23 protein-coding genes are annotated in these 25,297 nt (G+C 49.8%); 13 read left to right on the top strand and 10 right to left on the bottom strand.

Going from position 1 to position 25,297, the window contains the following annotated elements; translation table 11 throughout:
* Positions 1–146: 146 nt before the first annotated feature.
* From GEI7105_RS0112310 to GEI7105_RS0112300, 3 genes are all read right to left on the bottom strand, one after another.
* On the bottom strand, positions 147–1,046 hold the full coding sequence (locus GEI7105_RS0112310; protein ID WP_017660760.1) for an OmpA family protein: 900 nt from the start codon (positions 1,044–1,046) through the stop codon (positions 147–149).
* 173 nt (positions 1,047–1,219) lie between these two features.
* Positions 1,220–2,617 carry a DUF4335 domain-containing protein gene (locus tag GEI7105_RS0112305; protein WP_026097617.1) on the bottom strand — a complete coding sequence of 466 codons (1,398 nt, stop codon included), beginning with the start codon at positions 2,615–2,617 and terminating at the stop codon, positions 1,220–1,222.
* Between the two features lie 148 nt (positions 2,618–2,765).
* A complete protein-coding gene (locus GEI7105_RS0112300; RefSeq protein WP_017660758.1) occupies positions 2,766–3,329 on the bottom strand; it encodes a DUF3038 domain-containing protein in 564 nt (187 codons plus the stop codon).
* A gap of 328 nt (positions 3,330–3,657) precedes the next feature.
* On the opposite strand from GEI7105_RS0112300, the gene GEI7105_RS0112295 reads away from it, so the two are divergent.
* Both GEI7105_RS0112295 and GEI7105_RS0112290 read left to right on the top strand, forming a co-directional pair.
* Positions 3,658–4,170, top strand: a complete 513-nt coding sequence (locus tag GEI7105_RS0112295; RefSeq protein WP_026097615.1) for an adenine phosphoribosyltransferase — start codon at positions 3,658–3,660, stop codon at positions 4,168–4,170.
* Positions 4,171–4,295: 125 nt separating this feature from the next.
* Positions 4,296–5,288, top strand: a complete 993-nt coding sequence (locus GEI7105_RS0112290; protein WP_035493004.1) for an ABC transporter permease — start codon at positions 4,296–4,298, stop codon at positions 5,286–5,288.
* On the opposite strand, the gene GEI7105_RS39030 is transcribed toward GEI7105_RS0112290, so the two are convergent.
* Positions 5,267–5,404, bottom strand: a complete 138-nt coding sequence (locus tag GEI7105_RS39030) for a hypothetical protein (RefSeq protein WP_192816687.1) — start codon at positions 5,402–5,404, stop codon at positions 5,267–5,269. The two genes, GEI7105_RS0112290 and GEI7105_RS39030, sit on opposite strands and share 22 nt — an antisense overlap.
* A gap of 141 nt (positions 5,405–5,545) precedes the next feature.
* The gene (locus GEI7105_RS0112285; protein WP_051044141.1) at positions 5,546–5,998 is read right to left on the bottom strand and encodes a PPC domain-containing protein; all 453 of its coding nucleotides are present in this window, start codon (positions 5,996–5,998) and stop codon (positions 5,546–5,548) included.
* 73 nt (positions 5,999–6,071) lie between these two features.
* Here GEI7105_RS0112285 and GEI7105_RS0112280 point away from each other — a divergent pair, with 73 nt between their 5' ends.
* The 11 genes from GEI7105_RS0112280 to GEI7105_RS0112230 all read left to right on the top strand — a co-directional run bounded on the left by GEI7105_RS0112280 (position 6,072) and on the right by GEI7105_RS0112230 (position 19,924).
* Positions 6,072–8,582, top strand: a complete 2,511-nt coding sequence (locus tag GEI7105_RS0112280; protein ID WP_017660754.1) for a phospholipid carrier-dependent glycosyltransferase — start codon at positions 6,072–6,074, stop codon at positions 8,580–8,582.
* A gap of 143 nt (positions 8,583–8,725) precedes the next feature.
* On the top strand, positions 8,726–9,682 hold the full coding sequence (locus GEI7105_RS0112275) for a LysR family transcriptional regulator (RefSeq protein WP_017660753.1): 957 nt from the start codon (positions 8,726–8,728) through the stop codon (positions 9,680–9,682).
* Between the two features lie 660 nt (positions 9,683–10,342).
* Positions 10,343–10,660 (top strand): hypothetical protein, encoded by a 318-nt coding sequence (locus tag GEI7105_RS37195; protein ID WP_144053778.1) that lies wholly within the window; start codon positions 10,343–10,345, stop codon positions 10,658–10,660.
* Between the two features lie 33 nt (positions 10,661–10,693).
* On the top strand, positions 10,694–11,008 hold the full coding sequence (locus GEI7105_RS37190) for a hypothetical protein (RefSeq protein WP_144053777.1): 315 nt from the start codon (positions 10,694–10,696) through the stop codon (positions 11,006–11,008).
* Between the two features lie 63 nt (positions 11,009–11,071).
* Positions 11,072–12,142: an anthranilate phosphoribosyltransferase family protein gene (locus tag GEI7105_RS0112260; RefSeq protein WP_017660750.1), complete on the top strand. Its 1,071-nt coding sequence runs from the start codon at positions 11,072–11,074 to the stop codon at positions 12,140–12,142.
* Positions 12,123–12,698, top strand: coding sequence for a molybdenum cofactor guanylyltransferase (locus GEI7105_RS0112255; protein WP_017660749.1), 576 nt, complete (start codon positions 12,123–12,125; stop codon positions 12,696–12,698). Before GEI7105_RS0112260 ends, GEI7105_RS0112255 begins: the two co-directional genes overlap by 20 nt.
* A gap of 49 nt (positions 12,699–12,747) precedes the next feature.
* On the top strand, positions 12,748–13,974 hold the full coding sequence (locus tag GEI7105_RS0112250; RefSeq protein WP_017660748.1) for a caspase family protein: 1,227 nt from the start codon (positions 12,748–12,750) through the stop codon (positions 13,972–13,974).
* Between the two features lie 724 nt (positions 13,975–14,698).
* Positions 14,699–16,768: a mechanosensitive ion channel domain-containing protein gene (locus tag GEI7105_RS0112245; RefSeq protein WP_202804399.1), complete on the top strand. Its 2,070-nt coding sequence runs from the start codon at positions 14,699–14,701 to the stop codon at positions 16,766–16,768.
* 430 nt (positions 16,769–17,198) lie between these two features.
* Positions 17,199–17,939: a methyltransferase gene (locus GEI7105_RS0112240; protein ID WP_083862368.1), complete on the top strand. Its 741-nt coding sequence runs from the start codon at positions 17,199–17,201 to the stop codon at positions 17,937–17,939.
* A 179-nt stretch (positions 17,940–18,118) separates the two neighbouring features.
* Positions 18,119–19,102 (top strand): PLP-dependent cysteine synthase family protein, encoded by a 984-nt coding sequence (locus GEI7105_RS0112235; RefSeq protein ID WP_035493001.1) that lies wholly within the window; start codon positions 18,119–18,121, stop codon positions 19,100–19,102.
* 153 nt (positions 19,103–19,255) lie between these two features.
* Positions 19,256–19,924: a methyltransferase domain-containing protein gene (locus tag GEI7105_RS0112230; RefSeq protein ID WP_017660744.1), complete on the top strand. Its 669-nt coding sequence runs from the start codon at positions 19,256–19,258 to the stop codon at positions 19,922–19,924.
* 367 nt (positions 19,925–20,291) lie between these two features.
* On the opposite strand, the gene GEI7105_RS0112225 is transcribed toward GEI7105_RS0112230, so the two are convergent.
* The 5 genes from GEI7105_RS0112225 to GEI7105_RS30220 all read right to left on the bottom strand — a co-directional run.
* Positions 20,292–21,173 (bottom strand): transglutaminase family protein, encoded by an 882-nt coding sequence (locus GEI7105_RS0112225; protein WP_017660743.1) that lies wholly within the window; start codon positions 21,171–21,173, stop codon positions 20,292–20,294.
* A 333-nt stretch (positions 21,174–21,506) separates the two neighbouring features.
* Entirely contained in the window at positions 21,507–22,511 is a 1,005-nt protein-coding gene (locus tag GEI7105_RS0112215) for an alpha-E domain-containing protein (protein WP_017660742.1), read from the bottom strand.
* Between the two features lie 97 nt (positions 22,512–22,608).
* Positions 22,609–24,051 (bottom strand): circularly permuted type 2 ATP-grasp protein, encoded by a 1,443-nt coding sequence (locus GEI7105_RS0112210; protein WP_017660741.1) that lies wholly within the window; start codon positions 24,049–24,051, stop codon positions 22,609–22,611.
* A gap of 437 nt (positions 24,052–24,488) precedes the next feature.
* Entirely contained in the window at positions 24,489–24,848 is a 360-nt protein-coding gene (locus GEI7105_RS0112200) for a response regulator transcription factor (RefSeq protein ID WP_017660739.1), read from the bottom strand.
* Between the two features lie 125 nt (positions 24,849–24,973).
* Positions 24,974–25,297, bottom strand: a 324-nt coding sequence (locus tag GEI7105_RS30220) for a transposase (RefSeq protein WP_017660738.1), incomplete at its 5' end; no start/stop codon positions are given.

Below are 25,297 nucleotides of genomic sequence, written 5' to 3'. Positions count from 1 at the left end.
CCCCTCTCCCTTTCTCCCCCTCTCCCTTTCTCCCCCTCTCCCTTTCTCCCCCTCTCCCTTTCTCCCCCTCTCCCTTTCTCCCCCTCTCCCTTTCTCCCCCTCTCCCTTTCTGCCCCTCTCCCTTTCTCCCCCTCTCCCTTTCTCAATCAACGGGGTTTGACGCGAATCTCGATACGTCGGTTGCGCTGTCGGTTGGCGGCGGTGTCGTTTGGAGCGGCGAACTGGCTGCCTCCGTAACCCGAACTGACCCAGTGGTAGTCGTCGCCGTCGAGGATTTCCATAAAGTATTGCTCGATTTGTTTGGCCTGCTCGAAGGTGCGATCGATCGCGTCGGACTCGCTGTCGTCGCTATAGGCAGAAATGTAAACGTTCGCGTTGGGGAGACTTTCGAGTTCGTCGGCGAAGCTATCGAGAATGCTGCGACTGGTGGGATCGAGGACAGTACCGCTGTCGGTAAACAAGATATCGCTCGGCAGGGTCAAGCGTAGGGGCATCCCCGGAAGGGCGATAGGGGATTCACCTGGGGTTTCGCCGAGAAGTAGGCTATCGAGTTGGTCGATGCGGGTTTCGATGGCGGTGACTTGTCGCGAGATTTGTGCTTGTTGGGCTTGTCGCCGATCGGCAGTGAGGTTTTCGCTGTCGAGTTGGCTGGCTTGGGTTTGAAGTGCTTCGAGTTCAGTTTTCAGTTGCGCGAACTCGTCTCGCAAGAGCGATCGCTGTTCGTCCGTTAACTCGGGTAACGAGGCATCCCCTTCAGCCGCCGGTTCGGAGGGTTCGACCGCTGGAACTCCTTCCTCGAGAAGTTTGACTCTCCACTGTTCGATAAAAGGGCGAGACGGGTTGACTTTTGGATAAAAATATGCTATAAGAGCGCCACCGACCGTTCCCAGTCCGAGACAAATTCCCAGGACGACGAGTCGAAACAACACCGTGACGAGAACGCGAATCGGCCCGGCCGGGCGTTCTTGCTGTCGTTGGCGGCGGCGACGGGAGCGACGGCTTTCTTTTTTCTCGGGAGGGTTGGGTTGAGAGTTGGAGTTGCTCACAAGCTTAGGGCTTTAGAGAAGGAGCTTTCGGAGCCAGGGAGAAGGGAGAGGGGGAGAGGGGAAGAGGGGGAGAGGGGAAGAGGGGGAGAGGGGGAGAGGGGAAGAGGGGGAGAAAGGGAGAGGGGGAGAAACTGTCAACTGTCTCCACTGTTCACTGCTCACTGTTCACTGAACTAATACCCGTCCCAGGGACTAATTTCGAGAGTTCCTCTGGGGGTAAAGACGACGCGGAACTCGGCCAGGGGCGCGAGATTGACTTTTCCATCTTTGAGGACGATGCTGGAAGCGGGATCGTACAGTGGTTCGATCGGCAGTTCGGGAAAATAGAGCGAGGCAGCGCTCGAGAGAGGTTCGTAACGGGCGATCGCTCCGTCTTCAGTGACGGCGAGGCGGTATTCGAGATCGCGATCGAACCGAGGTTCGGTCGTCCACTCGTCGTAAAGGTCGTCCCGCACCTCGAATAACAGGTTTTCGAGGGTGGCGATATCGTCGATGGTAGGGGGGTCGTTAGGCGTCGAGGGGTAGCCGTCCCAAGGACTGACTTGCAAGACACCGTTTTCTGTGAAAACGACTTTAAACTCTGCTAGGGATTCCGCCTGGGCGGTTCCGCCTTCAACGGGAACGTAGACTAGCTCTTGTAACGGGGTTTCGTCCGCGTAATCCCGTGCGGGACTGTTTTCTGGTCGGTAGCCTAAAATCGCGCCGTCAATGCCGACTGTGACGCGATACACCAAGTCGCGATCGAACGTCGGTTCGGTCGTCCAGTTGCGATCGAGGTCTTGATAGAGGTTGTAGCGCAAGGCCAACAGGCGATCGGGATCGGTAATTTCAGGAACCGTTTCGAGAGCTTCGTCTAACTCGGGAACGGCCGCACTGGTATTTTCAGCCGCGTTTTCGGCCGCGTCGGGAGGTGTGGCGGTGGGAGGATCGCCGTTGGGTGTCGTTGTCAGTTCTGAGGTGTCTTCCGAGGCGTCGGGGAGGGGTTCGCGGGGGCGTTCGACTTCGGGAACTGGGAGGGAAAACAGGGCTAAGGCGGCGATAACGAGACCCGAAGCACCCAAGGCGAAGGGCGCGGCGCGTTTTTGAATCGGTTCTTCGTTGTGGGCTTCGCGGCGCGTTCTCGGCTGAAACTCGATCGCCCAGTCGGGCAAGGTGCGCCGGTCGGCTAACATCTGATCGAGGGCTTCGACTAAGTCGAACAGTTGTAGCGTCGTCAAGTCGAGGCGAAGCGGTTCGGCTGCGTCGGGTTGGCGAACGCTCAACCGGTGGAGGGAGGCATTGGCTCGGTCGTTTTCCGAAACGGGTTCGACCGTCACGGGGGAATCCGGCGGCGAACTGACTGACAATCCGCTCATCATGCCTCGCGCGTAGCGATCGACCGTTGCGGCAAACGCTTCTAAAAACGCGCGATCGCCCGTCAGAGCGTGGGGTTTGCCGACTAAATGACATTCGGCGCTGACTAACACCGACAACAGAGGGCGCGTCGATCGCTCGTCTGCGCCTTGAGGATCGCCGATCCCTTCAACGATCAGCGTACATTCGGGCAAGCTATACTTTCGCCTTACAACCATTCCACTGTTTCCTTAACCTTACGAGCCGACCGCCGTTGTTCGGGGAAGAGGGGAGAGTGAAGCGTCGAGACACTTGCGACGAACTCAGCTCTCCCATCAGACGGGGTACGGATCTAGTCCTCGAGACTTTCGATTTTAGTCGAACTCTTTAAACTTCCCCGTCAAACAGACTCACCCAAAACCGCTGCATTCCCGCCGTTCCCGTACAAAACAACAATTGTTCGAGCAGCGCGATCGCCAACTCGTTGAGTTTCTCGTCCGTACTGTACACCAAAATTGCAGACCGTCGCGGATTCATCCGGCTGCGAAAGTGAGCGCGAAACCGCTCGAGATAAAACGCCAGTTGCGGACTTTTTTCGAGGGGAAGCTGCTGCTGTACGAGCTGTTGGTATTCCTTTAACAACTGACGCAAAGCTAACGTCATCCGACGCGCCATATAACAAACGATCGCAGTTAACGCCTTCGCTTCAGTTAACGACATCGGGCGACGGCGGTGGGCGCGACGCAGGGGATTGGTATTGCGAACGCGCCAGAGGGTAACGCGGTTGGGCAAAATCCCGTCGAGTTCTAACTGTTTGGCGAGGGCGAGGATATCCTGAGAGCCGTTGAGGTTCAACGCCTCGATCGCCAACAACGCTAAATCCAATTGAACGCGCGTACGCCGCGAACAGCCGTGGTGGGTGACGGGCATATCGGGCAAGCGGTCTAACATCACTGTAGTTTGAGATTTAGAAGTCTGAGTTTGGGGCGGATTCGATAGCATTGCGCTCACAACAGTCTACTCGTATCGGGTAACAGGATTGAGATACTTTCAGTTTACGGTGCGTAAGATCGGTTTCGGCAATTTCGGGCGATCGCATTTAACTCTGACGAGAGTGCGATCGAGCGTCGTTCCCGATTCGATCGTATACATTCCCCATTCCCCGTTCCCTGACCTGCGGACTGCCATAATTTTCCTGATAGGATTTTGTGGGGCGATGCTCGGACATCCCCCGATCGCCGTTCGCAAACCGTTAAGCATCCATCTTACTCGTACCGCCATGGATCTCAAATCGCTGATTCGCGACATTCCCGATTTTCCCAAACCCGGCATTCTATTTCGAGATATCACGACCCTTTTAGCGCATCCGAAGGGTTTAGCCGCAACCCTCGAGCGGTTGGTCGAAAAATGTCATCCCTTTCAACCGGACGTAGTGCTGGGAATGGAATCGCGGGGCTTCATGTTTGGCGTTCCGGTGGCGCACCACCTCGGCGCGGGATTCGTTCCCGTTCGCAAACCCGGCAAACTGCCCGCTCGAACTTACTCGGCCGAGTACGATCTCGAATACGGTACCGATCGCCTGGAAATGCACTGTGACGCCTTTTCTCCGGGATCGCGAGTTTTGGTCATCGACGATCTGATCGCCACGGGAGGAACCGCCCAAGCCACAGCGAACCTCGTCGAACGGGCTGGAGGCGAACTCGTTGGATTTGCGTTCGTGGTAGAACTGCGCGATCTCGGCGGACGCAGTAAACTTCCCGACGTTCCGGTTGTTACCCTAGTGGAATATTAAAAGACTCGACCTCCGCCGTCGATCGTTCGACATTCAGCCAGCACTTTTTACTCACGATGACTTCGACGAACAAGCCGACGCCTCGTACGATTCTCGTTCAGCTTGCCAACGCGACGGCGCAACTGATGGCGAACGAGACGCTAATGTATACCGTCAAGCGCCTCGGACAAGCTGCTTTTACGCTGGTGTTAGCGTCGGCGTTGTGTTTCGCCGTGGTTCAACTGGCACCGGGGGACTATTTAGACGTTCTCAGTCGCGATCCCACGATTTCGCCAGAACTCCTCGCCCAACTCAAGGAACAGTTCGGGTTGGACGAACCCGCGATCGTTCAATATTGGAACTGGTTGACGCAAATCGTCACGCAGGGGAATTTCGGGCGGAGTTTCATGTATCAAAAAGACGTCGCGACGCTGATCGGGGAGCGGGTGGCGAACACGCTGCTGTTGTCGATCGCCTCGTTACTGTTGACGTGGGCGATCGCGATTCCGTTGGGGATCGTGGCGGCGGTTCGCCAAAATACCACGTTCGATCGCGTCTTGCGATCGCTCAGTTACGCCGGACAAGGCTTCCCCAGTTTCATCACCGCCTTGTTACTGCTGATTCTCGCGCAAAACCTCACGCCGCTCTTTCCCGTGGGAAATATGACGAGCGTGTTTTACGAGGATCTCTCGCCGCTCGGTAAAGCCTTAGACATAGCATGGCACGCCTTTCTCCCGACGGTAGCTTTGAGCATTACCAGTTTCGCCGGGTTGCAGCGATTGATGCGCGGACAACTCCTCGACGTACTGCGTCAAGATTACATTCGCACCGCCCGAGCCAAGGGACTTCCAGAAAATAAGGTCGTTTACGTTCACGCCCTCCGCAACGCCGTCAACCCGTTAATTACGCTGTTGGGATTCGAGTTCGCCAACTTACTCAGCGGCGCGTTTATCGCCGAATATTTCTTTAACTGGCCGGGATTGGGACGTTTGGTCTTAGAAGCGGTTCGTTCCCAGGATCTTTACGTGGTGATGGCCAGTTTGATGATGGGTGCGGTGATGTTGATCGTCGGAAACTTGTTCGCCGATTTACTCCTAAAAACCGTCGATCCCCGCATTCAATTGAGCGATCGACAATAGGGAACGGGGAACAGGGAACGGGGAACGGGGAACAGGGAACGGGGAACGGGGAACAGGGAACGGGGAACGGGGAACAGGGAACGGGGAACGGGGAACAGGGAACGGGGAACAGTCACCAGTCACCAGTCACCAGTCACCAGTGAAGACAGCAAACAGATAACTGTTTCTCCCCCTCTCCCCCTCTCCCTTTCTCCCCCTCTCCCTTTCTCCCCCTCTCCCTTTCTCCCCCCTCTCCCCCCTCTCCCCCCTCTCCCCCTCTAAATCGGACGCAGGCGGGTCACTTTTAAGTCAAACGGCCCCGAACCGACGGCACCAAACGCTCGAACGCGCACGATGTAGGTTCCTGATTGCGTAATGCGAGCGAACAGGAGAGAATTAGTCGTTCCGTCAGGGCCGTCGTCGTTTTCGGCGATGGTCAAGCCGTCAGGGGTCATGAGCGACACAATGGTATCGAAGCTATCGGAGAGAACGTCTATCGTGATTTGATCGCCTTCTTCTAACTGCACGAGATAATCGTGGGCGAAACCGCCTTGTCCGGTCGGAATGTCTGCTTCGGATAGGGTTCCGTTTATCTCACCGCTGGGTGGGAGTAACGAGGGGTTGTAGAGGTTATTTTGCGCTCGAACGGGAGTTGCGATCGTCTGGAGCGTCATTGCGATCGCCGGAACTGCGAGAGCTTGCGTCAGTCGAGCTATCAGAGCGTGTTTCATCGAATCTGCTATAAACCACTGGCTTCACCATACCAAGATACTCGAGGCGCACACAGACAAAATTGAGGCAAGGATGCAAAAATTTACGCGCGATCGCCTGAAATCGATGGGGGACACTCTCTTAGAAGGGTTTCGCTGCCAGCCAGCCGTGCAATTGTTGGGGCTTTGGGCGATCGCCGCCACGATCGATCGCCTCTGGTTTATGTTCGATCGCCGAGTTCCCGATTGGGATCGCGCCGATTATCTCACGGGAACCCTCAATTACTGGAGAGCGTTTCAAACGCCGGACTGGTGGTCATCTGAGTGGTGGACGCAACTGTGGTTATTGTCCTCGAAGATTCCGCCGCTGACCTACATCTCGACGGTTCCCATCCATCACGCCTTCGGTACTGGATTCGATCGCACGACGCTCGTTAACCTCTTTTTTAGCGGAATTCTCCTCGTCAGCGTTTACGGCTTGGGACGCTATTTGTTTTCGCACCGCGTCGGGGTGTGGGCGGCGGTGTTGTGTTTGCTGTTTCCGGGGCTTATCGCCGTTCGCCTGGACTTTCTCCTCGACTATCCCCTCGCCGCCGTGACGACGTTGGCGTTTTTCACTCTCACGCTTTGGCGCAATGCAGACGACGATCGCCCCCACAGTTGGACGTTCGCCGTGCTTTGGGGGTTGGCGTTGGGGGCGGGAATTTTCCTGAAGCAGTCGATCGTCCTGTTTTTAACTGTTCCCATTCTTTGGGTTTTCGGAGAACTCACGATCTCGCGGCGTTGGGAAAAACTCCTACAATTCGTCGTCAGTTTCGGCGTGTCGGCGTTGGTGTGGGGATGGTGGTATCGCGCCAATTGGTTACTGGTTCTCACCTCTAGCAAACGCGCCACCATCGATTCGGCGATCGCAGAAGGCGATCCTCCTCTCAACCACCTCAAAGCCTGGACGTACTACCTGGAAATCCTCCCCGAACAAGTTTCCTGGCTGTTCCTCGCCGTCGCGATCGCCGGACTTGTCAAACTTCTATTGACTCAAAAAAACCGCCCATCTCCCCCTCTCCCCCTCTCCCCCTCCCCCTCTCTAAAATGGCTCGCCGTCTTCCTCATCGGCGCTTATCTACTCTGTTCGTTCAACATTAACAAAGACTGGCGCTACAGCTTGCCCTATCTTCCCGTGTTGGCGACGGTGATGGCTTACGGGTTGACGGGGTGGGGATGGCGCGTGCGCTGGGGAACGGCGATCGCTGCGACGGGGTTGGCGGTGATGTCCCTGCGTCCGACGACGGAATTCGATCCGGCGACAACTCGCGCCTATCGAGGACAACCGTTTCCCCATACAGACGTTATCGCAGAGATTACCCGCACCGATCCGTATTTGCAAACGACGTTGGGGGTGTTACCGTCTACGCCAGCGGTGAACCAGCATAACTTGAATTATTACGGGGCGTTGGCGAATTTCCAGGTTTACGGGCGTCAAGTGGGGGTGCGATCGCGCGACGTTCCCCAAGATGTGCGATCGCTGTCTTGGTTCGTCACGAAGACGGGAGATCCCGGTTCGGTTCCCGACGCCTATGGCGATACAGTCGCCCTCGTCGAAGACAGTGGCGAGTTTTCGCGTCATCGTCAGTTTCCCCTTCCCGACGGCGAACGGCTGCATCTCTACCGCCGCCAAAGCCCCTTCGTGACGATTACCGCCACGGAAACGCCGACGCTACCGCAACGCCTCAGCCTCGATAGCGTGATGGTTCCGCCCCGGATTCCGCCGGGATCTGCGGTTCCGGTGACGTATCAATGGTCGGGATCTTGGGAGAGATTCACCAAGGGTATGGTGTTGGTGACGTGGCGCAAGGTTGGCGATCGCGAGAATTCGGCGTTTTGGTTGCACGATCGCGCGATCGCGTCGGGGTTTTTGATGGCGCAACCGCACCCCGGCGACAGTGCGTGTCAGAGCGATCCCCATCGCTGTCGGTTTCAGGTGACGGAACGGACGGCGATGTATCCTCCGACGACGTTACCGCCGGGAACGTACGCTCTCGAGGCGCGGTATTTGGATTTGGAAACGGGTGCGACTGAGGCGATCGCGATCCCGTCGCTGTCGATTTCTCTCGATCCGGCGGCGTCTCCCGTCGAAGCCCCCGAGTTAGATCGGGCTACGCAGTTTCGAGAGTTGGCGGCGGCGTTACCCCAGGGAACGGCGGAGATCGATCGCGTTTTTGCCGAAATCGGACGCATCAATCAATACGATCCGGTGCAAGGGTATCTCGATCGCGCGATCGCTGCGTTGGAATCTCGCCTCGAACGGTATCCCAACCGCGCGGATTGGGCGTACGGGGTGGGGTTGGCGTGGGTGTTGAAGAAACGGGCCGATCGGGCAATTCCAGCTTTCGAGCGCGTGGTCGAACTCGATGGCGACAACCCTTACGCTTACGCGTATTTGGCGATCGTCAACCTGGCCGATTGGCATCCGGTGGCGGCGCAACGGGCTATCGATCTCGCGTTGGCGATCGATCCTACGATATCGGAACTACAGGTTCTCGACGGTGTGGCTGCGTTGATGCGCGGAAATTTCCTCCGCGCCTATCGAGTGCTGTCGTCTCTTTGATGGTGCTTGATGGTGCGCGATCGGGGGGCGTTACGCTGACAACCGAATCGTTCGAGACAAGCCGTATCGAACCATACTGTCGATCGCCCGAAAATTCGCTAGGGTCTGGAGAATCGCCGGGTTTTATCCTTTTGAGAGTTTGAATGCGACTCGAGCAGTTACAAGCGTTTTTGGCGGTTGCCGAAACGGGCAGTTTTCAGAAAGCCGCGAAGTTGTGCGACGTCACCCAATCGACGATCAGTCGGCAGGTGCAGGGGTTGGAAGCAGAGGTCGGGTTGCCGTTGCTGCACCGAGGCGCTCAGGCTAAACTGACCGTCGCGGGCGATCGCTTTTTTCCCCACGCCCTCAAAATTTGCCGGGAGTGGAAATCGGCGCTGAACCAGTTGGCGGAACTCTCGGAAGGAAAGCAGTCAGAGCTTTGTGTGGCGGCGATTCATTCGGTGTGCGCTCAGTTTTTACCGCCGGTGTTGCAGCGGTTTTGTGTCGAACGTCCGAACGTGCAGTTACGCGTTACGTCCCTCGGGAGCGATCGCGCGTTGAAGGTGTTGCGAGATGGGTTGGTGGACGTGGCGATCGTGATGAACGACTCTCGTTTGACCGCGTCGTCAGAAACGGTCGTTTCGACGTTGTTTGACGAGTCCGTCGAGGTGTTAATGGCGGCCGATCATCCGTTGGCACGGTACGATGAGGTTCCCTGGGAAGAACTGGCGCGTTACGAACACGTTGTTTTTAAAGACGGTTATGGAATGCAGCGGCTGGTTCGCGATGCCTTCGATCGCCAAAATATGACCTTTAAAGCGGCTTTAGAACTCAATACGCTCGATGCGTTTCGCGGTATCGTCCGACAGGGAAATTTGATTTCGCTGTTGCCGAAATCGGCTTTGTTAGAAGCGGTACGCGATCCGGGGCTGACGGTACGGGCGATCGCACCCAATCCTTCGTTTCCCAGTTTGATGCGTCAGGTGGTGGTGGTGACGACTCAGGATCGATTGGCCATTCCGCCTATCGCCCAATTTTACGATCTCGTGTGCGAACTCGTCCCGCGATCGGTCGAATCGACAATGTTAAAAAATATGATTACATATAGCAATCCTAAATAGATTGTGTAATAAACGTTGGGTAAAAAGGAAAAAGGGAACAGGAAATCGGGAACGGGGAACAGGAAATCGGGAATAGAGATAAAGAGTTCAGGATTGTTTCTGGTGCTTCAATTTGCTACAACTCATTGGAAACTGCGATCGCATTTAAAATAAGATAGATAATTGTGTCGAAACTTTGTTAAAAGAAACCAAATCGACAAAATCAAAGTATAATAGATAAAATTTGTTGAGCATATCTCAAAAAATATAAATCGATCGGATGCAAACTTGAGTCCTCGAGTTAGCTGCGGTTGGGGTTCGACTTCGTGGGTGCATCTCAAAAATGTAAATTTATCAGATCGGAAGTCTCTGCACTGAATTGAGTTGTTGTTGGGTTTCGCGATCGCTCCACCCATGAACGGCAGCGTTGCCGAAGTCCATGGACGGCAGCGTTGCCGAAGTCCGACCTACCCCAGACTCACATTTTTACAAAGGTGAGTGAAATGCACCATTTTGAAAATTTGTTGTCGCGATCGGCAATCGATCGATCCTTTCAAAAAAATAGGAAACTTCTTGTTGTTAAGCACAATCTTAATTCTGCATTAAAAAATAGTAATTTTTTTGTCATTTCGCTGAATTAAGTCAAAAAAAACATATTCTTGATAAATTTCAGGTGTTATTATGTCAGAACTCAACACAAAAAGCAACATATTTAATAAGATTGTCGTACCTGTTATCGTTACGATATTAGTCGGTGGAACGTCTCCCTGGTGGTGGCAAGAAATTTTTGCCAAAGGAAATCTAGAATCTAAAAATAACGACGTAACAGAGACAGATTCAAATAATTCAACGGCTGAAATATCTCATTCTGATTCTATCGTTTTAGACGATCGCTTTTTAGGAAACTGGTCGAGCGAAGGCGATATCCGAGCCTCTCACATCTTAGAACTGGAAATCGAAAGGGTCTTCGGAGTTTGTGGTTATAAATGTATAGCATGATACAAAAAATTGAAGATTCGAGAGCCAAAACCCTTGAAATCTCGTGAAGTTAGTTTTTCTGTCACCCTAAACTCCGAAGAGCCAATCGAAACCGTTAGCAATGACGAATTGTCGGGCATTTTAAGGTCAAGAAATATAGAATCGGGCGGTTATTCTGGCGTAATGAGTATTATCGGCGAACCGAAAAGCGACGCGATCGCCGTCGAAATTTTTGACGGACGAGGATTTGAAGTGGGCGAAGCGGAGTTAAGTTTAGAAGACGAAACCTTGACCTGGCGGTTGAATCGAAGTCAAGGAATTAGCGAGGAAACTTTACCCAGTTTGTCCTATTTATGGAAATACGATTGAAGGTGCGATCGCCGCGATCGATATTGTAAATTTCAAAGTAAATTTCAAATTGAAGCCTTACCCATGAGCGAAACATTTCGGGACTATCTCAAAAAAATCGGCAGCGGTCCCCATACCGGAAAACACCTCACCCGAGAAGAAGCTGCATCAGCCTTGGAAATGATGCTGAAAGAAACGGCAACCCCCGCCCAAATTGGGGCGTTTCTCATTGCCCATCGGATGCAACGTCCGACGCCAGAAGAATTAGCGGGATTTCTCGATACCTACGACAAAATGGCGGCAGCGTTGCCGAAGGGGGAATCTCCCGTAACGGTGTTAGGCTGTCCTTACGACGGGCGATCGCGCACGACACCGGTAACGCCCATCGTTGCCCTATCGCTGGCGTCGGCAGGATTTTCGGCAATTCTGCACGGGGGCGATCGCATGGCGACGAAGTACGGAATGCCAATGGTCGAGGTTTGGCAAGGGTTGGGTGTCGATTGGACGCAACTATCACGCGATCGCGTTCACGAAGTATTTAAAACCACGGGGATCGGCTTCGCCTATCAGCCTCACTGGTTGCCAGAAGCCTGTCGCTTGGCAGAATACCGCGACCAAATCGGCAAACGTCCGCCTGTCGCGACGATGGAGTTGATGTGGAGTCCCTACCACCACCGCCAGCATATCGTCTCGGGATTCGTCCATCCCCCCACGGAAAACCTGTTTCGCGAGACGTTTGCCCTGCGAGGACAACACCTGTTTACCACCGTCAAAGGCTTAGAAGGTAGTTGCGATTTGCCCCGCAGTCGAACGGCGATTATCGGACTGTCTGGAGATCGTTCGACCCCCGAACCCGAACTCTCGTGGCAGCGGTTACACGTACATTCCCGCGATTACGGACTCGGCGGACCAGACGTTCCGTTCGAGTCTGAAGAACAGGTGATTCGAGATTTGAAAGCGGTTATTGCTGGGAAAGATACGGAACTGACGAAATCGGCAATTTGGAACGTCGGCTTTTATCTTTGGCGGACGGGAGTTTCCAAAGATTTGTCGGCCGCGATCGAGGCGGCGAAAACCCAAATTTCAAGCGGCAAAATTGCCGAGATGCTGGAACGGTTACGGGAGGAAACTGTCCGTGAACTCGCCATCGATTAGTGCAGTCATTTTAGCAGGGGGACAAAGTCGCCGAATGGGACAGGATAAAGCGATCCTCTGTTGGGATGGCGTTCCCCTGTTGCGGCGAGTGTACGACGTGGCCGCCGACTGTGTAGATTCGGTATATTTGTTGACGCCGTGGGGCGATCGCTATCGCGAGATTCTCCCCGAATCCTGTCGGGTTTTGCCCGAATCGCAACCGGGAAACGGTCCTTTAGTGGCGTTGCTACAAGTGTTAGAACCGATTGCAGAGGAGTGGGTGTGGTTGCTGGGCTGCGATTTGCCTCAGTTAGAGGCGAGGGTGATTCAAACTTGGATCGATCGCCTGCCGGATTTGCCCGAGTCCGTTCTCGCCTGCGTTCCCAAATCTGAGAAAGGCTGGGAACCCCTGTGTGGGTTTTACCGAAAGCAGAGTTCTCTAAAGTTGGCGGAGTTCGCTGCTAGGGGAGGGCGTTCGTTTCAACAGTGGTTGACGGAAATTCCCACCGAAGCGATCGCCGTTGAAGGGGACATCGCAGCCATGTTGCACAACTGCAATCGCCCCGAAGATTTGTAACGGGTTTCAAACCCAATTACCCTAAAAAAGCAGTTGACGAACGACAGTCATGGGCGAACTTTGGTGTTTGGCGATCGGGGTCGATCGCTGCAACTCTCTCCAACCGCTGCGGTATGCCACGGAAGACGCCCAAGCCTTGCGAGATTGCCTGGTGGACGCGGGAGTCACGGCGGAAAAACGGGTTTGGCTGATGACGCAGCGATCGCCCGATTCAGAAGACTTTGACAGCTTCCCCAGTCTCGAGAACCTCGATCGCCTCCTCGATCGCCTGGCTTCCCAACCGATACCACCGGGAGACGGACTGTGGGTGTTTTTCAGTGGATACGCCCTCAATCACGCGGGTCGAGATTACTTCATGCTGGCAGATAGCAACCCCGACAAGGTGTCCGAAACGGCACTTTCGGCAAAATTGCTGTTCGATCGCCTCTCTCCTTTCAAGAGCGATCGCGTGGTGGTATTTCTCGACTGCGATCGCCCCACCGCCCCCCATACCGGACAGGACATCGGTTCAGAAATCGCCCAAATTGCCGAAACCACGGGGATTTCCGTCGTCTTTTCCTGTCAACCCCACCAACACAGTCGCGAAACTCGCTATCTCCACCAGGGACTGTTTACTGCCGCCCTTCTCGAAGCCCTGCAACACCACCGCTGTCGGACGTTCGCCCAACTCGAAGACTACCTCAGCCAACGGCTGCCCCAACTGGCCGAACATCACCGCCAACCGCCCCAAACTCCCCGCTTCGTGGTGACATCGCCGGGGCGATCGCTCTTTCCCGAGGGGGAAGTATCGGACGTTGTAGAGGTTCCCGCTGCACCTCCCACGTCTTCGGAAGACCCGAAAACTTCTCTAGCGGCATTGTGGCAACTGATGCTAACTTTGGCGGTAATTCCGGCGTTGTTGATGGTGGGGGTCGTGTTTTCGCCAGATTCATCGGACGTTGAGGAGTCTTCGGAGGTTGAGATGTCTTCCGAACCCCCCGCTAACGACACTCGCCAACTCCTCGCAACGGCAAAAGCGGCGATCGATCCCACCCAAGCGTCTTCCTACTGGCGGGCGATCGACACCCTCAAACAAGTTCCACCTACGGCGACGGGATATCCTCAAGTTCGCGAACAAATCGATGTCTGGAGTTGGGAAATCTTGAAACTTGCCCGAACGCGGGCGGAAAATGGCAATCTCGACGGGGCGATCGCAACCGCCCGTTTAGTTCCTCCCGAGACGGCGGCTTACGAAACCGCCCAGGTGGAGGTGAGGAGATGGGGCGATGCCAGGTGACGTGAGGTGAGGTAACGTCAGTTCGGATTAAGCCAAAAAGCTCAGGCTCTTCGGAGTTTAGGGTGACAGAAAAACTAACTTCACGAGATTTCAAGGGTTTTGGCTCTCGAATTCTCGATTTTTTGTATTATTTTATACATTTATAACCACAAACTCCGAAGACCCAAAGCTCAACCTCTTAATCCACTGAAAGCTTGGACAAATTAGCGACAAAATTGTGCCTCGCTGGAATTCGCAATAGACAAATTTGTTGTGAATATTTTCAAAAGCTGAATTTATTGACAGGGCGGCAATGCGCTCTAGATCGAGGAAAAACAGTATATCAGCGCTTTCAGCGAGCGATTTCTTATCCCGAACTCAAGTTATGGTACATTACACAGGTGTGGGTAAACTGACTAACGAAAACCAAATCAGTGAGTTTGACTCACATTAGCAATCGAATTGAGCTTTTGGACGTTCGGCGAGCGTCCGAACGGTTTGGGAATCGCCGTCCCTTCGACTTGTCTCAGGGCAAGCCTTCCAGGGCGGTGAGGATGTCAAAAGATGTCACCCTATACCAGCCTCGGAAACTTACTAGAATCTGACTTGACTCTAAGGAAGTTTGCTGGCTTGTGTATAGCTTTGGAAGGAGTGCAATATGCGCCAGTTAAGGTTTGTGTTGGGTCAGTTTGCTTTCGTTTCCTCTCGAGCTGTTCTAATAGCAGCCCTGGTTTCAGGGAGTACCTTGGCAAGTTTACCAGTCTTGGCCCAGGAAGCTGAGGAACAAGAAGCTGCTCCCGTCGTCGTGGAATCAACCGTTGTTGGCGATGTCGATCCCGAAAAAGCCTCGACAACTCAGAATTTAACCATTCCCCTCGACGAGTTGAAGCTCCTAGCCCGACCTTTAACGCTCGAAGAGTTGCAAGTTGAAGCGGCAGCCTGGTTTTTCCTGCTCAAGGAAAAAGTCATGGAAATCAGCAGCGTTGAAGTGGCGATCAAGCGCGAGAATCAGGCGATTCAAGATAGCCGGGATGCTGCTGCCGCAGTTGAAACCGCCAAAGCTAAACTCACCGAAGCAGAAGTCGCTTTGGAAGAGGCAACAGAAGGGACGCCGGAATATGAAACTGCCACCCAGCAGTTTGAAGAGGCTAAAGCGGCTTTAAATGAAGCCGAACAAAAGGTTAAGGAAATTTTAGAGTCCCAGGAAGAATCAGAAGAGGACGAAGGCATTAAAGAAGCCGTCCAGGAGGCGGAAAAGGAAGAAGAGATTACCAAAGCTCGTAACATTCTCGAGGAAGCCAGAAAGGAGCGAGAAGATCTGACGGCCGGTTCTGATGCTTACAATGCTGCGACCGAACAGATCGATAGATTGGATGCAGCCCTCGTCGATCTCGAGTCCGCTAAGGAAGATCTCGAAGGAGCGATTCCCGACTCGCCTGAATTTCAGGAAGTCTCTCAACAGGTCGAAGAAGCACGGACTCGGGCGATCCAAGCGGCAGAAGCACTGACCGATGCGGGGCTAGCCCCTGAAGAAGCCCAGCCTGAAACATCAGTCGAGTCTGAAGAAGTCGAACAAGAACTCGAGCAAGTTGCCAGCGACCTCGACCCAACTCAGGAACAGGCGACAACCGATGCGGGTGAAGAAACCAATGCGGGTGAAGAAACCGATGCGGGTGAAGAAGCTGGCGAAGCTGCCGAGAGACTCGAAGGGGTTGATGAAACCCTTACAGAAGTAGCCGAAGCTGAAGCCGACCTTAAAAACCAACTCGTTGCCAACGTTACAGAATTGCAAGGGGAGCAAACGGCCCTCACCGATCGCCTCAAAGTTATTCTCGACGCTCTTGAAGCCAAAGGCGGCGATGCAACATCTTACCGGAAGTATATTGAAGCAGTCAGTGTCATCGAACTCGATCTCGAAGATACAGAAGGCTTGGGTGTTCGCCTTGTCAGTTGGCTCCAATCAGAAGAAGGAGGACTGCGTTGGGCTATCAATATAGCAAGGTTTATCGGTATTTTGCTCGCTTCCTGGATCGCCGCTGAAGTTCTATCTAGGATTGTCAATCGCACGCTGTCTAACATTGGGGGAACCTCTGCTCTGTTCCGCGAATTTGTGGTTATGGTGACCCATCGAGGGACTTTGGTGATTGGTACTCTTTTGGCGCTCACGTCCCTCGGTCTCAGCTTGGGGCCACTCCTTGCCGTTGTGGGTGGCGCGAGTTTCGTTCTTGCCTTTGCACTACAAACGAACTTAGGCAACTTTGCCAGTGGCTTAATGCTGATGGTCAACAAGCCCTTTGACGTAGGTGATGAAGTCAAAATAGCAGGCTACTGGGCTAATGTTGTTTCGATTACACTCTCCAACACCAAAATCAAAGACTTTAATGGCAATATCATTACTTTACCCAACAATACGGTTTGGGGTGGAGATATTATCAACTACACCCATTCAGACAAGCGACGATTAGGATTTAATATTTATGTTAGTTTTGACCAAGATATTGACCAAATTCAAGACATTTGGTTTGAAATAGCGAAGTCTCATCCTCAAGTACTAGAAACACCAGGCCCGACTATTTTTCCTTGGAGTTCCAGTTATGAAGGGCGCATTGGTGTTGGCTTAAAAGCCTGGAGCGAAACTGGCCCTTACTGGAGCATTTACGTCGATTTGCTTAAGCTTTTACAAAAGCGTTTCCAGGAAGCCGGGATTGAATTGGCTATGCCAGCACATGGAATTCGTTTCATTGATGGTTCGCCGAAAGCTTCTCTGCCACTCGCAATCGATCGTGAAAAAGATATAGAATTACCTAATGAATGATAATAATGTGAACTTTTAGAAAGTTCGATTTTGTTGGGTTAGAATTACTCGATCGAAATTGTGACTTATGATTCAGACTGTTGATTCAGACTGTTGATTCAGACTGTTTCATTGATGAAGGTTCCTTTCGCTTATAAGTATGGGAGAGTCGTTCAGTAGATTCTTAAAAGTCTAATTCTATTAAAATTCATTAAGAAAATCTGGAAGCGGATAGAAAATACCTTAGTTTCATCTTAAAATTGGATTGGAAGTAGCGAGGGTTCGATCGAAAGAACTTAAAATTCTATTTTATAAAGTCGCATATAACGGTTTACGAAATTATGCGATACATCTCGATCGATGTGTAACAAGGCTTTTATAATTTTGCACGTCACTCTTGACTTCCAAAAACACTATATTGCTTCAATTACTTTACCTATCCTGCTCAGTGATGACTGAAAAAATTGTCTATCCAGTAGATAACATAAACTTAGCAAGTCGGACTGGAATTTCAGCAAAAACGCCCTTTAGTGAAACAATGTGTGAAAGTATTGATACTCATCAATACAAAAGTTTGCTAGATATTGGGTGTGGTAGCGGTATTATTGGCATTTACAGCCTTTTGAATCAAATGCCTTTTGTCTATTTTAATGATATTCAACCGAATTGCATTCAGTTAACCAAATACAATCTTCAGCAACAGAGCATACCCAAAAATAAATATGAATTTATTGAAGGCTCATTTGAATCTATCGATCTATCTAAATACTCTATTGATTTGATTACGTTCAATCCTCCTCAACTTTCCACTGATTGGGTAAGCATGAATATTTTCAAAGAAGACAGTGAGAAAATTTTTAGAAATGGGGGTAAAACTGGAAAAAAAGTTATCAACAACTTTTTTCAATGGTTCTCAAAACAGCCAACAAATAAAATCACGATTCAACTGGGTATTTCCTCTTTATTAAAGATTGATTCTTTTTTGGAAACCACAGAAAAAGAATTTAATTTGTCTGGAATTAAGAAATACATGAAAAAAGTGCCGCTTCGTAAATTCTTGTATCCTATGGTAAAAAAAATGTCAGAAAGAGAACAAAATGAAAGGGAGATCGCAATAATTGATAATGTTTTTTATAAAAATATTCATATTTTGCAATTCAAGAATAAATCTCAAGCAAAGCTAAACGAATAAAGCTATTGTGTATTTATTAGCTTATTACAAATGAAATTTTTGAGGCTCTTCGGAGTTTAGGGTGACAGAAAAACTAACTTCACGAGATTTCAAGGGTTTTGGCTCTCGAATCTTCAATTTTTTGTATCATGCTATACATTTATAACCACAAACTCCGAAGACCCATTTTTGATAAAAACATGAGTGAGACAAAACCTACCAAATTTAGTCAACTTATTGGCAATACTCCCTTGGTTGATTTAGGAAATTTCGTGAACAAAAATTCAGCAAAGTTGTATGCGAAATGCGAATTCCTAAATCCTGGATGTAGTATGAAAGATCGTATCGCAGAATATATTCTCGATCGCATGCAAATGGCAGGCAAAATAAAAAAAGGGGATACCATTGTTTGTGCTTCGAGTGGAAATACAGGATGTAGCTTTGCCCTATTAGGGAGTATTAAGGGTTATTCTATTATTGTTGTTACCTCTAAAAAATGTAGTATTGAAAAGCAAAACCATATTCGTGCTTTAAAGGCAAAGCTAATAGTTGTAGACGATCGCTCTAATTATATGGAGTATGCTCGAAGATTAGCTGAGGAGAATGGTTACTTTGCAGTCGATCAATATAACAATCCTTATAATCCAGAAACGTATTATAAAACTCTAGGTCCTGAAATATGGAAACAAACAAATGGAAAAATCACCTATTTTGTAATGACTGGTTCTACATTTGGCTGTATTACTGGTACAGCCAAATTTCTCAAAGAAAAAAATCCAAAAATCAAAGTAATTTTAGCCGATCCTTTACATTCCAATATTTACGATTATTATTATAACGGTTATAAAAAAAACAACGATAATTACTATGTCAACGAAAACAAGTCGTATATCATCGAAGGTGCGGGAAAATATAAACCTACAAAATGCTTGGATTTCTCTATCATCGATCGCGTTGTAAAAATATCAGATCGAGACGCAATTCTTTGTTGTCATGAATTGCTACAAAAAGAAGGATTATTGGTGGGTGGAAGCAGTGGATTGAATGTATTTGCTGCAAAAATTACTGCCGAGCGACTTACTCCAAATGATGTCGTTGTTACTATACTTTGTGATAGTGGAATTAAATATTTATCTAAAATCTACGATCGCGAATTTTTAAATCAAAATAATATTAACTTATAGTCATTAAAAAGAGACATCTCAAAAATGTAAATTTATCAGATACAAGCTTGAGTTTTCGATTTAGCTGCTGTTGGGTTTCGGCTTCGCTCAACTTAACCTACCCCAGAGATATTTTTTCAAAGGTAAGATGCACCTGAGTAAAATTATAAATCAATGTATAACATCAAAAAACTCTACGGATTTCAACAAGGTCAGGAATTTTTTCAACTGGAACTTGAAGACGGACAAACAAAAATAATCAACATTTGGGACTATACTACATTATATCAATACCCTAAATTATATGAAAAATTAATTGTCGAACAATTAGAATGTAATGTTTATTCAGCCCTTGAGACATTATTATCACAAGTCAAGAATATCGATCGATGGCGAATATTAGATGTTGCTTGTGGTAGTGGACTCATGGGTAAATATTTAAAACAACAAAGTTCAATTGAAATTGAGTTATTAGTTGGTATAGACATTTTACCGGCAGCACTTACAGCACTAAAGCGAGATAATCCCCATATTTATGACCAGACTTATCTGGTCGGACAATACAATAGCGATCGACTAAAAAAATGTGAATTTAATTGTATAATTTTCAGCGCAGCTGCTAATCACTTGGATATGCAGGATTACCAGGATTATCTTAATCTATTATCAAATCATGCTTATATTTTGTTCAATTTAACTAATCATATTCAAGACGAACGTAGAGTGAAAATTTTACGGTGGATGAATGAAAATTTTGAATTATGTTGTAATATGGTATACACTCATCGAAAATTAATGAATGACTCAACCGTAGAGCATGAAGTTTTTCTTTATCGAAAGTAGAAGGGATTGATTCAGAAATATTCATCAAGTGGTTTCAACCCAAAATTTTCAAGTAGTAATAAGGAACGTCAGTTTGGGTTAAGCCAAAAAGCTAAATCTCTTATCCAGTAAAGGCTTCAAAAAATTAGCAACGAGATTGTACCTTACTGGAATTCGCAATAGATAAGTTTGTTGTGAATATTTTCAAGAACTGAATTGATTGACAGGGTGGTAATGCAATCTAGATCGAGGAAAAACAGTATATCAGCACTTTCCGCGATTTCTTATCCCGAACTCCGGTGAGGTAGCGTGTGTGAAGCGACAGTATGGGCTTTCCCGCGTCACGCACCGCCTCCACAGGTGACCCGCAGAAGAAAATGAGGACAATTCACCGCTCGATCGCAATGTGAAAGTCCATCTCCGACTGTAACGGTTTTTCTCCTGCCAGGGGAGAGGTCACGGGAACCACACCGCCTTCAACGGGGGCGGCGTAACTCGGATAAACACTCGCTGCGAGGCTAACGTGTCCGTCAGCTACCGTTAACCCATGAGTCGGATCGTAACCGCGCCACCCCGCACCGGGCAAGTACACTTCCACCCAAGCGTGTAAATCCCGTTCTTTCGCCTCGAGATCGCCCTCCTGGTAGCCGCTAACGAACCTCGCCGCCAATCCGACGACCCGACAGACGGCTACGAACAACACCGCAAAATCGCGACAGGAACCCTCCCGTTGCTTCCAAGTGATGCTGGGCGATCGCGGATCGCCTTCGGGACGAACGATATATTGACAGTTACGATAAATCTCTTGATTGAGTTGGTGGAGGAAATCGATCGGGTTTCCACGAACGCGATAAACGATGTCTTCGGCGAGTTCGGTGGCGACGGGATCTCCAGTTGTCGGAAGGATTCCCACAGGGTTTAGGTAGGGTAAAAGTTGCGATCGCAGGGAACTTGGATAGTCGAAAGGAAGCTGCATCGCCCACGGTTCGAGTAAATAGAGAAATGGGTTCGGTTGCAGGGTTTCGACTTCGGCGGTGGAGAAAATTTGTAATTTTTCTGTGGGGCGATCGAACCAGAGTTTAACGGTTGCGTTTCCGTCTAGATCGACGATTTGCGACTGTCCGACGGGATCGGGAGAGACATCGAGTTGATAGTGCTGGAGTTTCTGCCAGCCATCGCATCGCGGCCGCAATCTCACGAGATGGGGTTTTAAAAAAACGGGTTGGTTGTAACGATAGGTCGTATTGTGGTGGATTTTAAAAAATGTCATTGTATCGATATTTAATGATAGTTTGCAGTTTTTAAAATTGCTTTTTGTTTGTTTTTTTGTTTAATATAAAAGCGACCTTTTCGATCGCCCTTACCACTCTCGCTGTTCTTATCTTCTGTCTCTTTTACTTTAACTCACCATCACTTGCGTCATCGTTTGAGTCTCTCGAGCCAGATCCCCGGCATCTCCAAGATGCCGGGGATCTCCGACAACCATTTACCGATCTAGGATTTTGCGGCCAACCCTTTAATACGGCGATCTCTTTTCTAACAAGGGTTTCAGGACTTTTCTGCACCACTAAGCTCGATGTTCTTATTTTTTGTCTCTTTTTCTTCAACTCACCATCACTTGCGTCATCGTTTGAGTCTCTTCAGACTCTAAAGGTTCGGACGACATGGTATAGTTACTAAAGAACGTTTCTGAAATCTTCGCATCGACATCGTTCATTTCGCTTTGAAGGCGATCGAGAAATTGGTGTAATCCCACTTCAAAGACATCTTCAATCGTTGTATAGCCCAACTTCGAGCAAAGTTTGCCTAACGCCCGTTCTGCACTATTGCACCAACTACCTTTTGAGGTTCCTGTAATTTGATGTAGACAGCGTTCGGTTTCTTGCAAACAGAAATTAATCGATCGCGGAAATTCACGGTTGAGAATCAAAAATTCGGCTACCCCAGAGGGGACGATGCGATGTTGCGCTTTTCGATACATTTCGTAAGCACTGGTAGACTTGAGAAGTGCGATCCATTGAATGCGATCGAGCGGACTTCCTACCCATTTCGCCGACGGTAGCAAGATAAAATACTTCACGTCTAAGATGCGATCGGTTTTGTCTGCTCGTTCGAGCAACCGTCCCATTTGTCCGAAATGCCACCCTTCGTTATGACTCATCGTAGCATCCATAACTCCCGCGAAGCGGTGACTGGCAAACTTGACGTGAAAAAATAATTTATGAAAAATATTATGAGAGTTTTGTTCGGATGCCTCTTTCACTAAATGATAAAACGTGTTGACCTCTTCCCACATTTCCGAAGAGATAATTTCTCGGATCGATCGCGCGTTTTCTCGCGCTGCGTGCAAACACGATAAAATCGAATTCGGATAGTCCAAGTCGAACGTCAGAAAATGAATGACATTGTCCGCTGTCGCCTCACCGTAGCGTTCTTCAAACAAGGCTAAATCTCCCGTGGTAATCACCAGCGGACGCCACTGTTGCGTCACGCCCGACGGCAAATCTAACATTAAATTGAGATTGACATCGACAAACCTAGCGACATTTTCCGCCCGTTCGATATAACGATTGAGCCAGTAAATTGAATCTGCAACGCGACTCAGCATAAGTCAAATTTCCTTAGCGATAGATAGCACAGCCAAAAAACACGACCCGTTTAAAACAGCACTTAACCCCCCCCCCATTTTCTGAAACTCTCAATTATCAAGAATCGACTAACACCCACGTATCCTTACTTCCTCCGCCCTGAGAAGAATTGACCACTAACGATCCTTCTTTGAGCGCAACCCGTGTCAAACCGCCCGGTTGAACGTAAATATCATCGCCGCGATGGAGAATGTAGGGACGTAAATCCACATGACGGCCGGCAACTTCGTTATTTTCAACTAACGTAGGAACCCGAGACAGACAAATGGTCGGTTGAGCGATATAGTTGCGAGGATTGGCGAGAATTTTTTCGGCGAACGACTCTCGTTCTTCGGGGGTCGATTGGGTTCCGACTAACATTCCGTAACCCCCCGCTTCGTTTGCGGATTTCACCACCAGCGTTTCGAGGTTTTGTAACACGTGTTCGCGGTCTTTGTCTCGCCAACAGAGATAGGTGGGAACGTTGGGTAAAATGGGGTCTTCGTCCAAATAGTAGCGAATCATTTCGGGAACGAAGGCGTACACCACTTTATCGTCGGCGACACCCGTTCCGGGGGCGTTGGCGAGGGCGACTCGACCGGCCCGGTACACCTCCATCAAGCCGGGAACCCCAAGTAGGGAATCGGGGCGAAATTCTTTTGGGTCGAGAAAGTTGTCGTCGAGGCGACGGTAAATGACATCGACGCGACGGGGGCCTTTGGTGGTTCGCATTTGTAAGTAACCGTCGAGAACCACTAAATCGCGTCCTTCGACGAGTTCGACCCCCATTTGTTGGGCGAGGAACGAATGTTCGTAGTAAGCGGAGTTGTAAATTCCGGGGGTGAGGACGACCACGTTAGGCTGGGCCAGTTGCGGTGGAGCCAAGCCGAGGAGGGTTTCGAGAAGGTGGCTGGGATAGTCATCGACCGGTTGGACGGCGAGGGTTTGAAACACGCCGGGAAACGCACTTTTCATAACGCGGCGGTTTTCCAAGACGTAGGAAATGCCACTCGGAACCCGCAGGTTATCTTCGAGAACGTACCATTGACCGTCGCGATCGCGCACGAGATCGGTTCCGGTAATATGACACCAGACCCCCGTGGGCGGTTGCAGACCGACGCAAGGTTTGAGGAAACCGGGAGCTGACTCGATGATGTGTTCGGGAACGATACCGTCTTTAACGATTTTCCGATCGTTATAAATATCGTTTAAAAAGAGGTTTAGGGCAGCAATTCGCTGTTTTAAACCTCCTTCGAGGTATTGCCAATCTCGAGCGGAAACGAGACGGGGAATAATATCGAACGGAAAGACTTTCTCGATACCGCGATCGTCGCTGTAGACGTTGAAGGTGACGCCGAGTTTGAATAGGGCGATTTGGGCAGCTTCTTGGTATCGCTGCAATTCTCCCGGTTCGAGATGTTGCATCAAATCGATCGACCGCTTGGCAAACGGACGGGGTTTTCCGACATCTTCAAAAAGTTCGTCGAAAAAATTTTCGGGATCGTAGCCGTCTAACTTCACAAACTGCGCTCCTCCGCCTGACTCTTGTATCTAGGATTGAATTAACGAGCGCCTGAGACTGTATCTGTGGTTACAATTTTCCAGAGTTTAAGGTTTTGTTGAGACGAGGGGTGTGCGATCGCCCGTTCTCGACGGTTGCACGTTTCGAGTCTCGGAGGTGACGACGTGCGATCGTTACCGTAGCCCGATCGCGATCGCCAATTTAACGTTGAATTCGCAATTTTAAATCTCCGCCGCTCTAGAGTGCTTAACTCTTTTTTATCGAGTGGAGACTATCCTCAGTCGCTCGATATTTGGCAATATTTCAGTCTTAGAGCTGTCGAACGCGATCGAGATATCTCGTTTCTGGCCTTCCCAAACGATCTAAATTCAGCTATATTTTGACAGTTCGATTTTATTTTAGCGATTGCAAATCGAGCGATGCGATCGCCGTTAAATTATAAAAGCTGACGAACGGCGTCGATTAATTCGTTAGGATGAAACGGTTTCGAGATATAGGCATCTGCGCCGACTTTCATACCCCAATAGCGATCGAACTCTTCTCCTTTACACGAACACATAATGACGGGAATGTGTTTCGTGCGAGGATGTCCTTTCATCTTGCGACACACATCGTATCCGTTGGGATTGGGCATAATAATATCGAGAACGACCAAATCGGGCTGATGAGTTTTTAAATATTTCAGCGCTTCTATTCCGCTTTTCGCTTGCACCACCTGCATACCTTGGTTTTTCAGGAGGTTGGCTATCATTTCCCGTTGGGGTGTACTGTCCTCAACGATTAAAATCGTACTCATGGCTGGTGTCCGTCGCAGTAGAATCGCGTCGAGATAACCCCTTCGCGTGTATCGAGACGTAATTAGGGTTTGCTGAAAAAGTTATCAAAAGCTGGGGGTGGAAAATGAACAAGAAGCCGTCTTGCTCAAGGTATAAATCTGAATTGACTTAACTCGTCCACTTTATAAGTTACAATAATATTTCTCGACAAAATTATGAAGTTTGGGAAAAATTGACACAAAAAAAGACAGTAAAACTGCCGGCTCAGCTTCACCAGGTTCATCACTAAAAAGGTCAGAGCGATGGAGGTTTCCGAAGTATTAGGCAGTTTAGCCATAACACGACTTAAGCTGAATCTTCTTTTGGCTTGTCCAAATTTCCCCTCGATTGCATTACGAATGCGCTCATCTTCCTGGGCTTGTTTTTTGGCTTCTCGGCTGAGGTTTTTAGGAGGTCTTCCTAAAGGCGG

The sequence above is a fragment of the Baaleninema simplex PCC 7105 genome, from assembly GCF_000332355.1.
Lineage (GTDB): Bacteria > Cyanobacteriota > Cyanobacteriia > Cyanobacteriales > Geitlerinemataceae > Baaleninema > Baaleninema simplex.
Note: the sequence above shows the minus strand (reverse complement) of the source record. Positions and strands in the feature narration are given on the sequence as shown.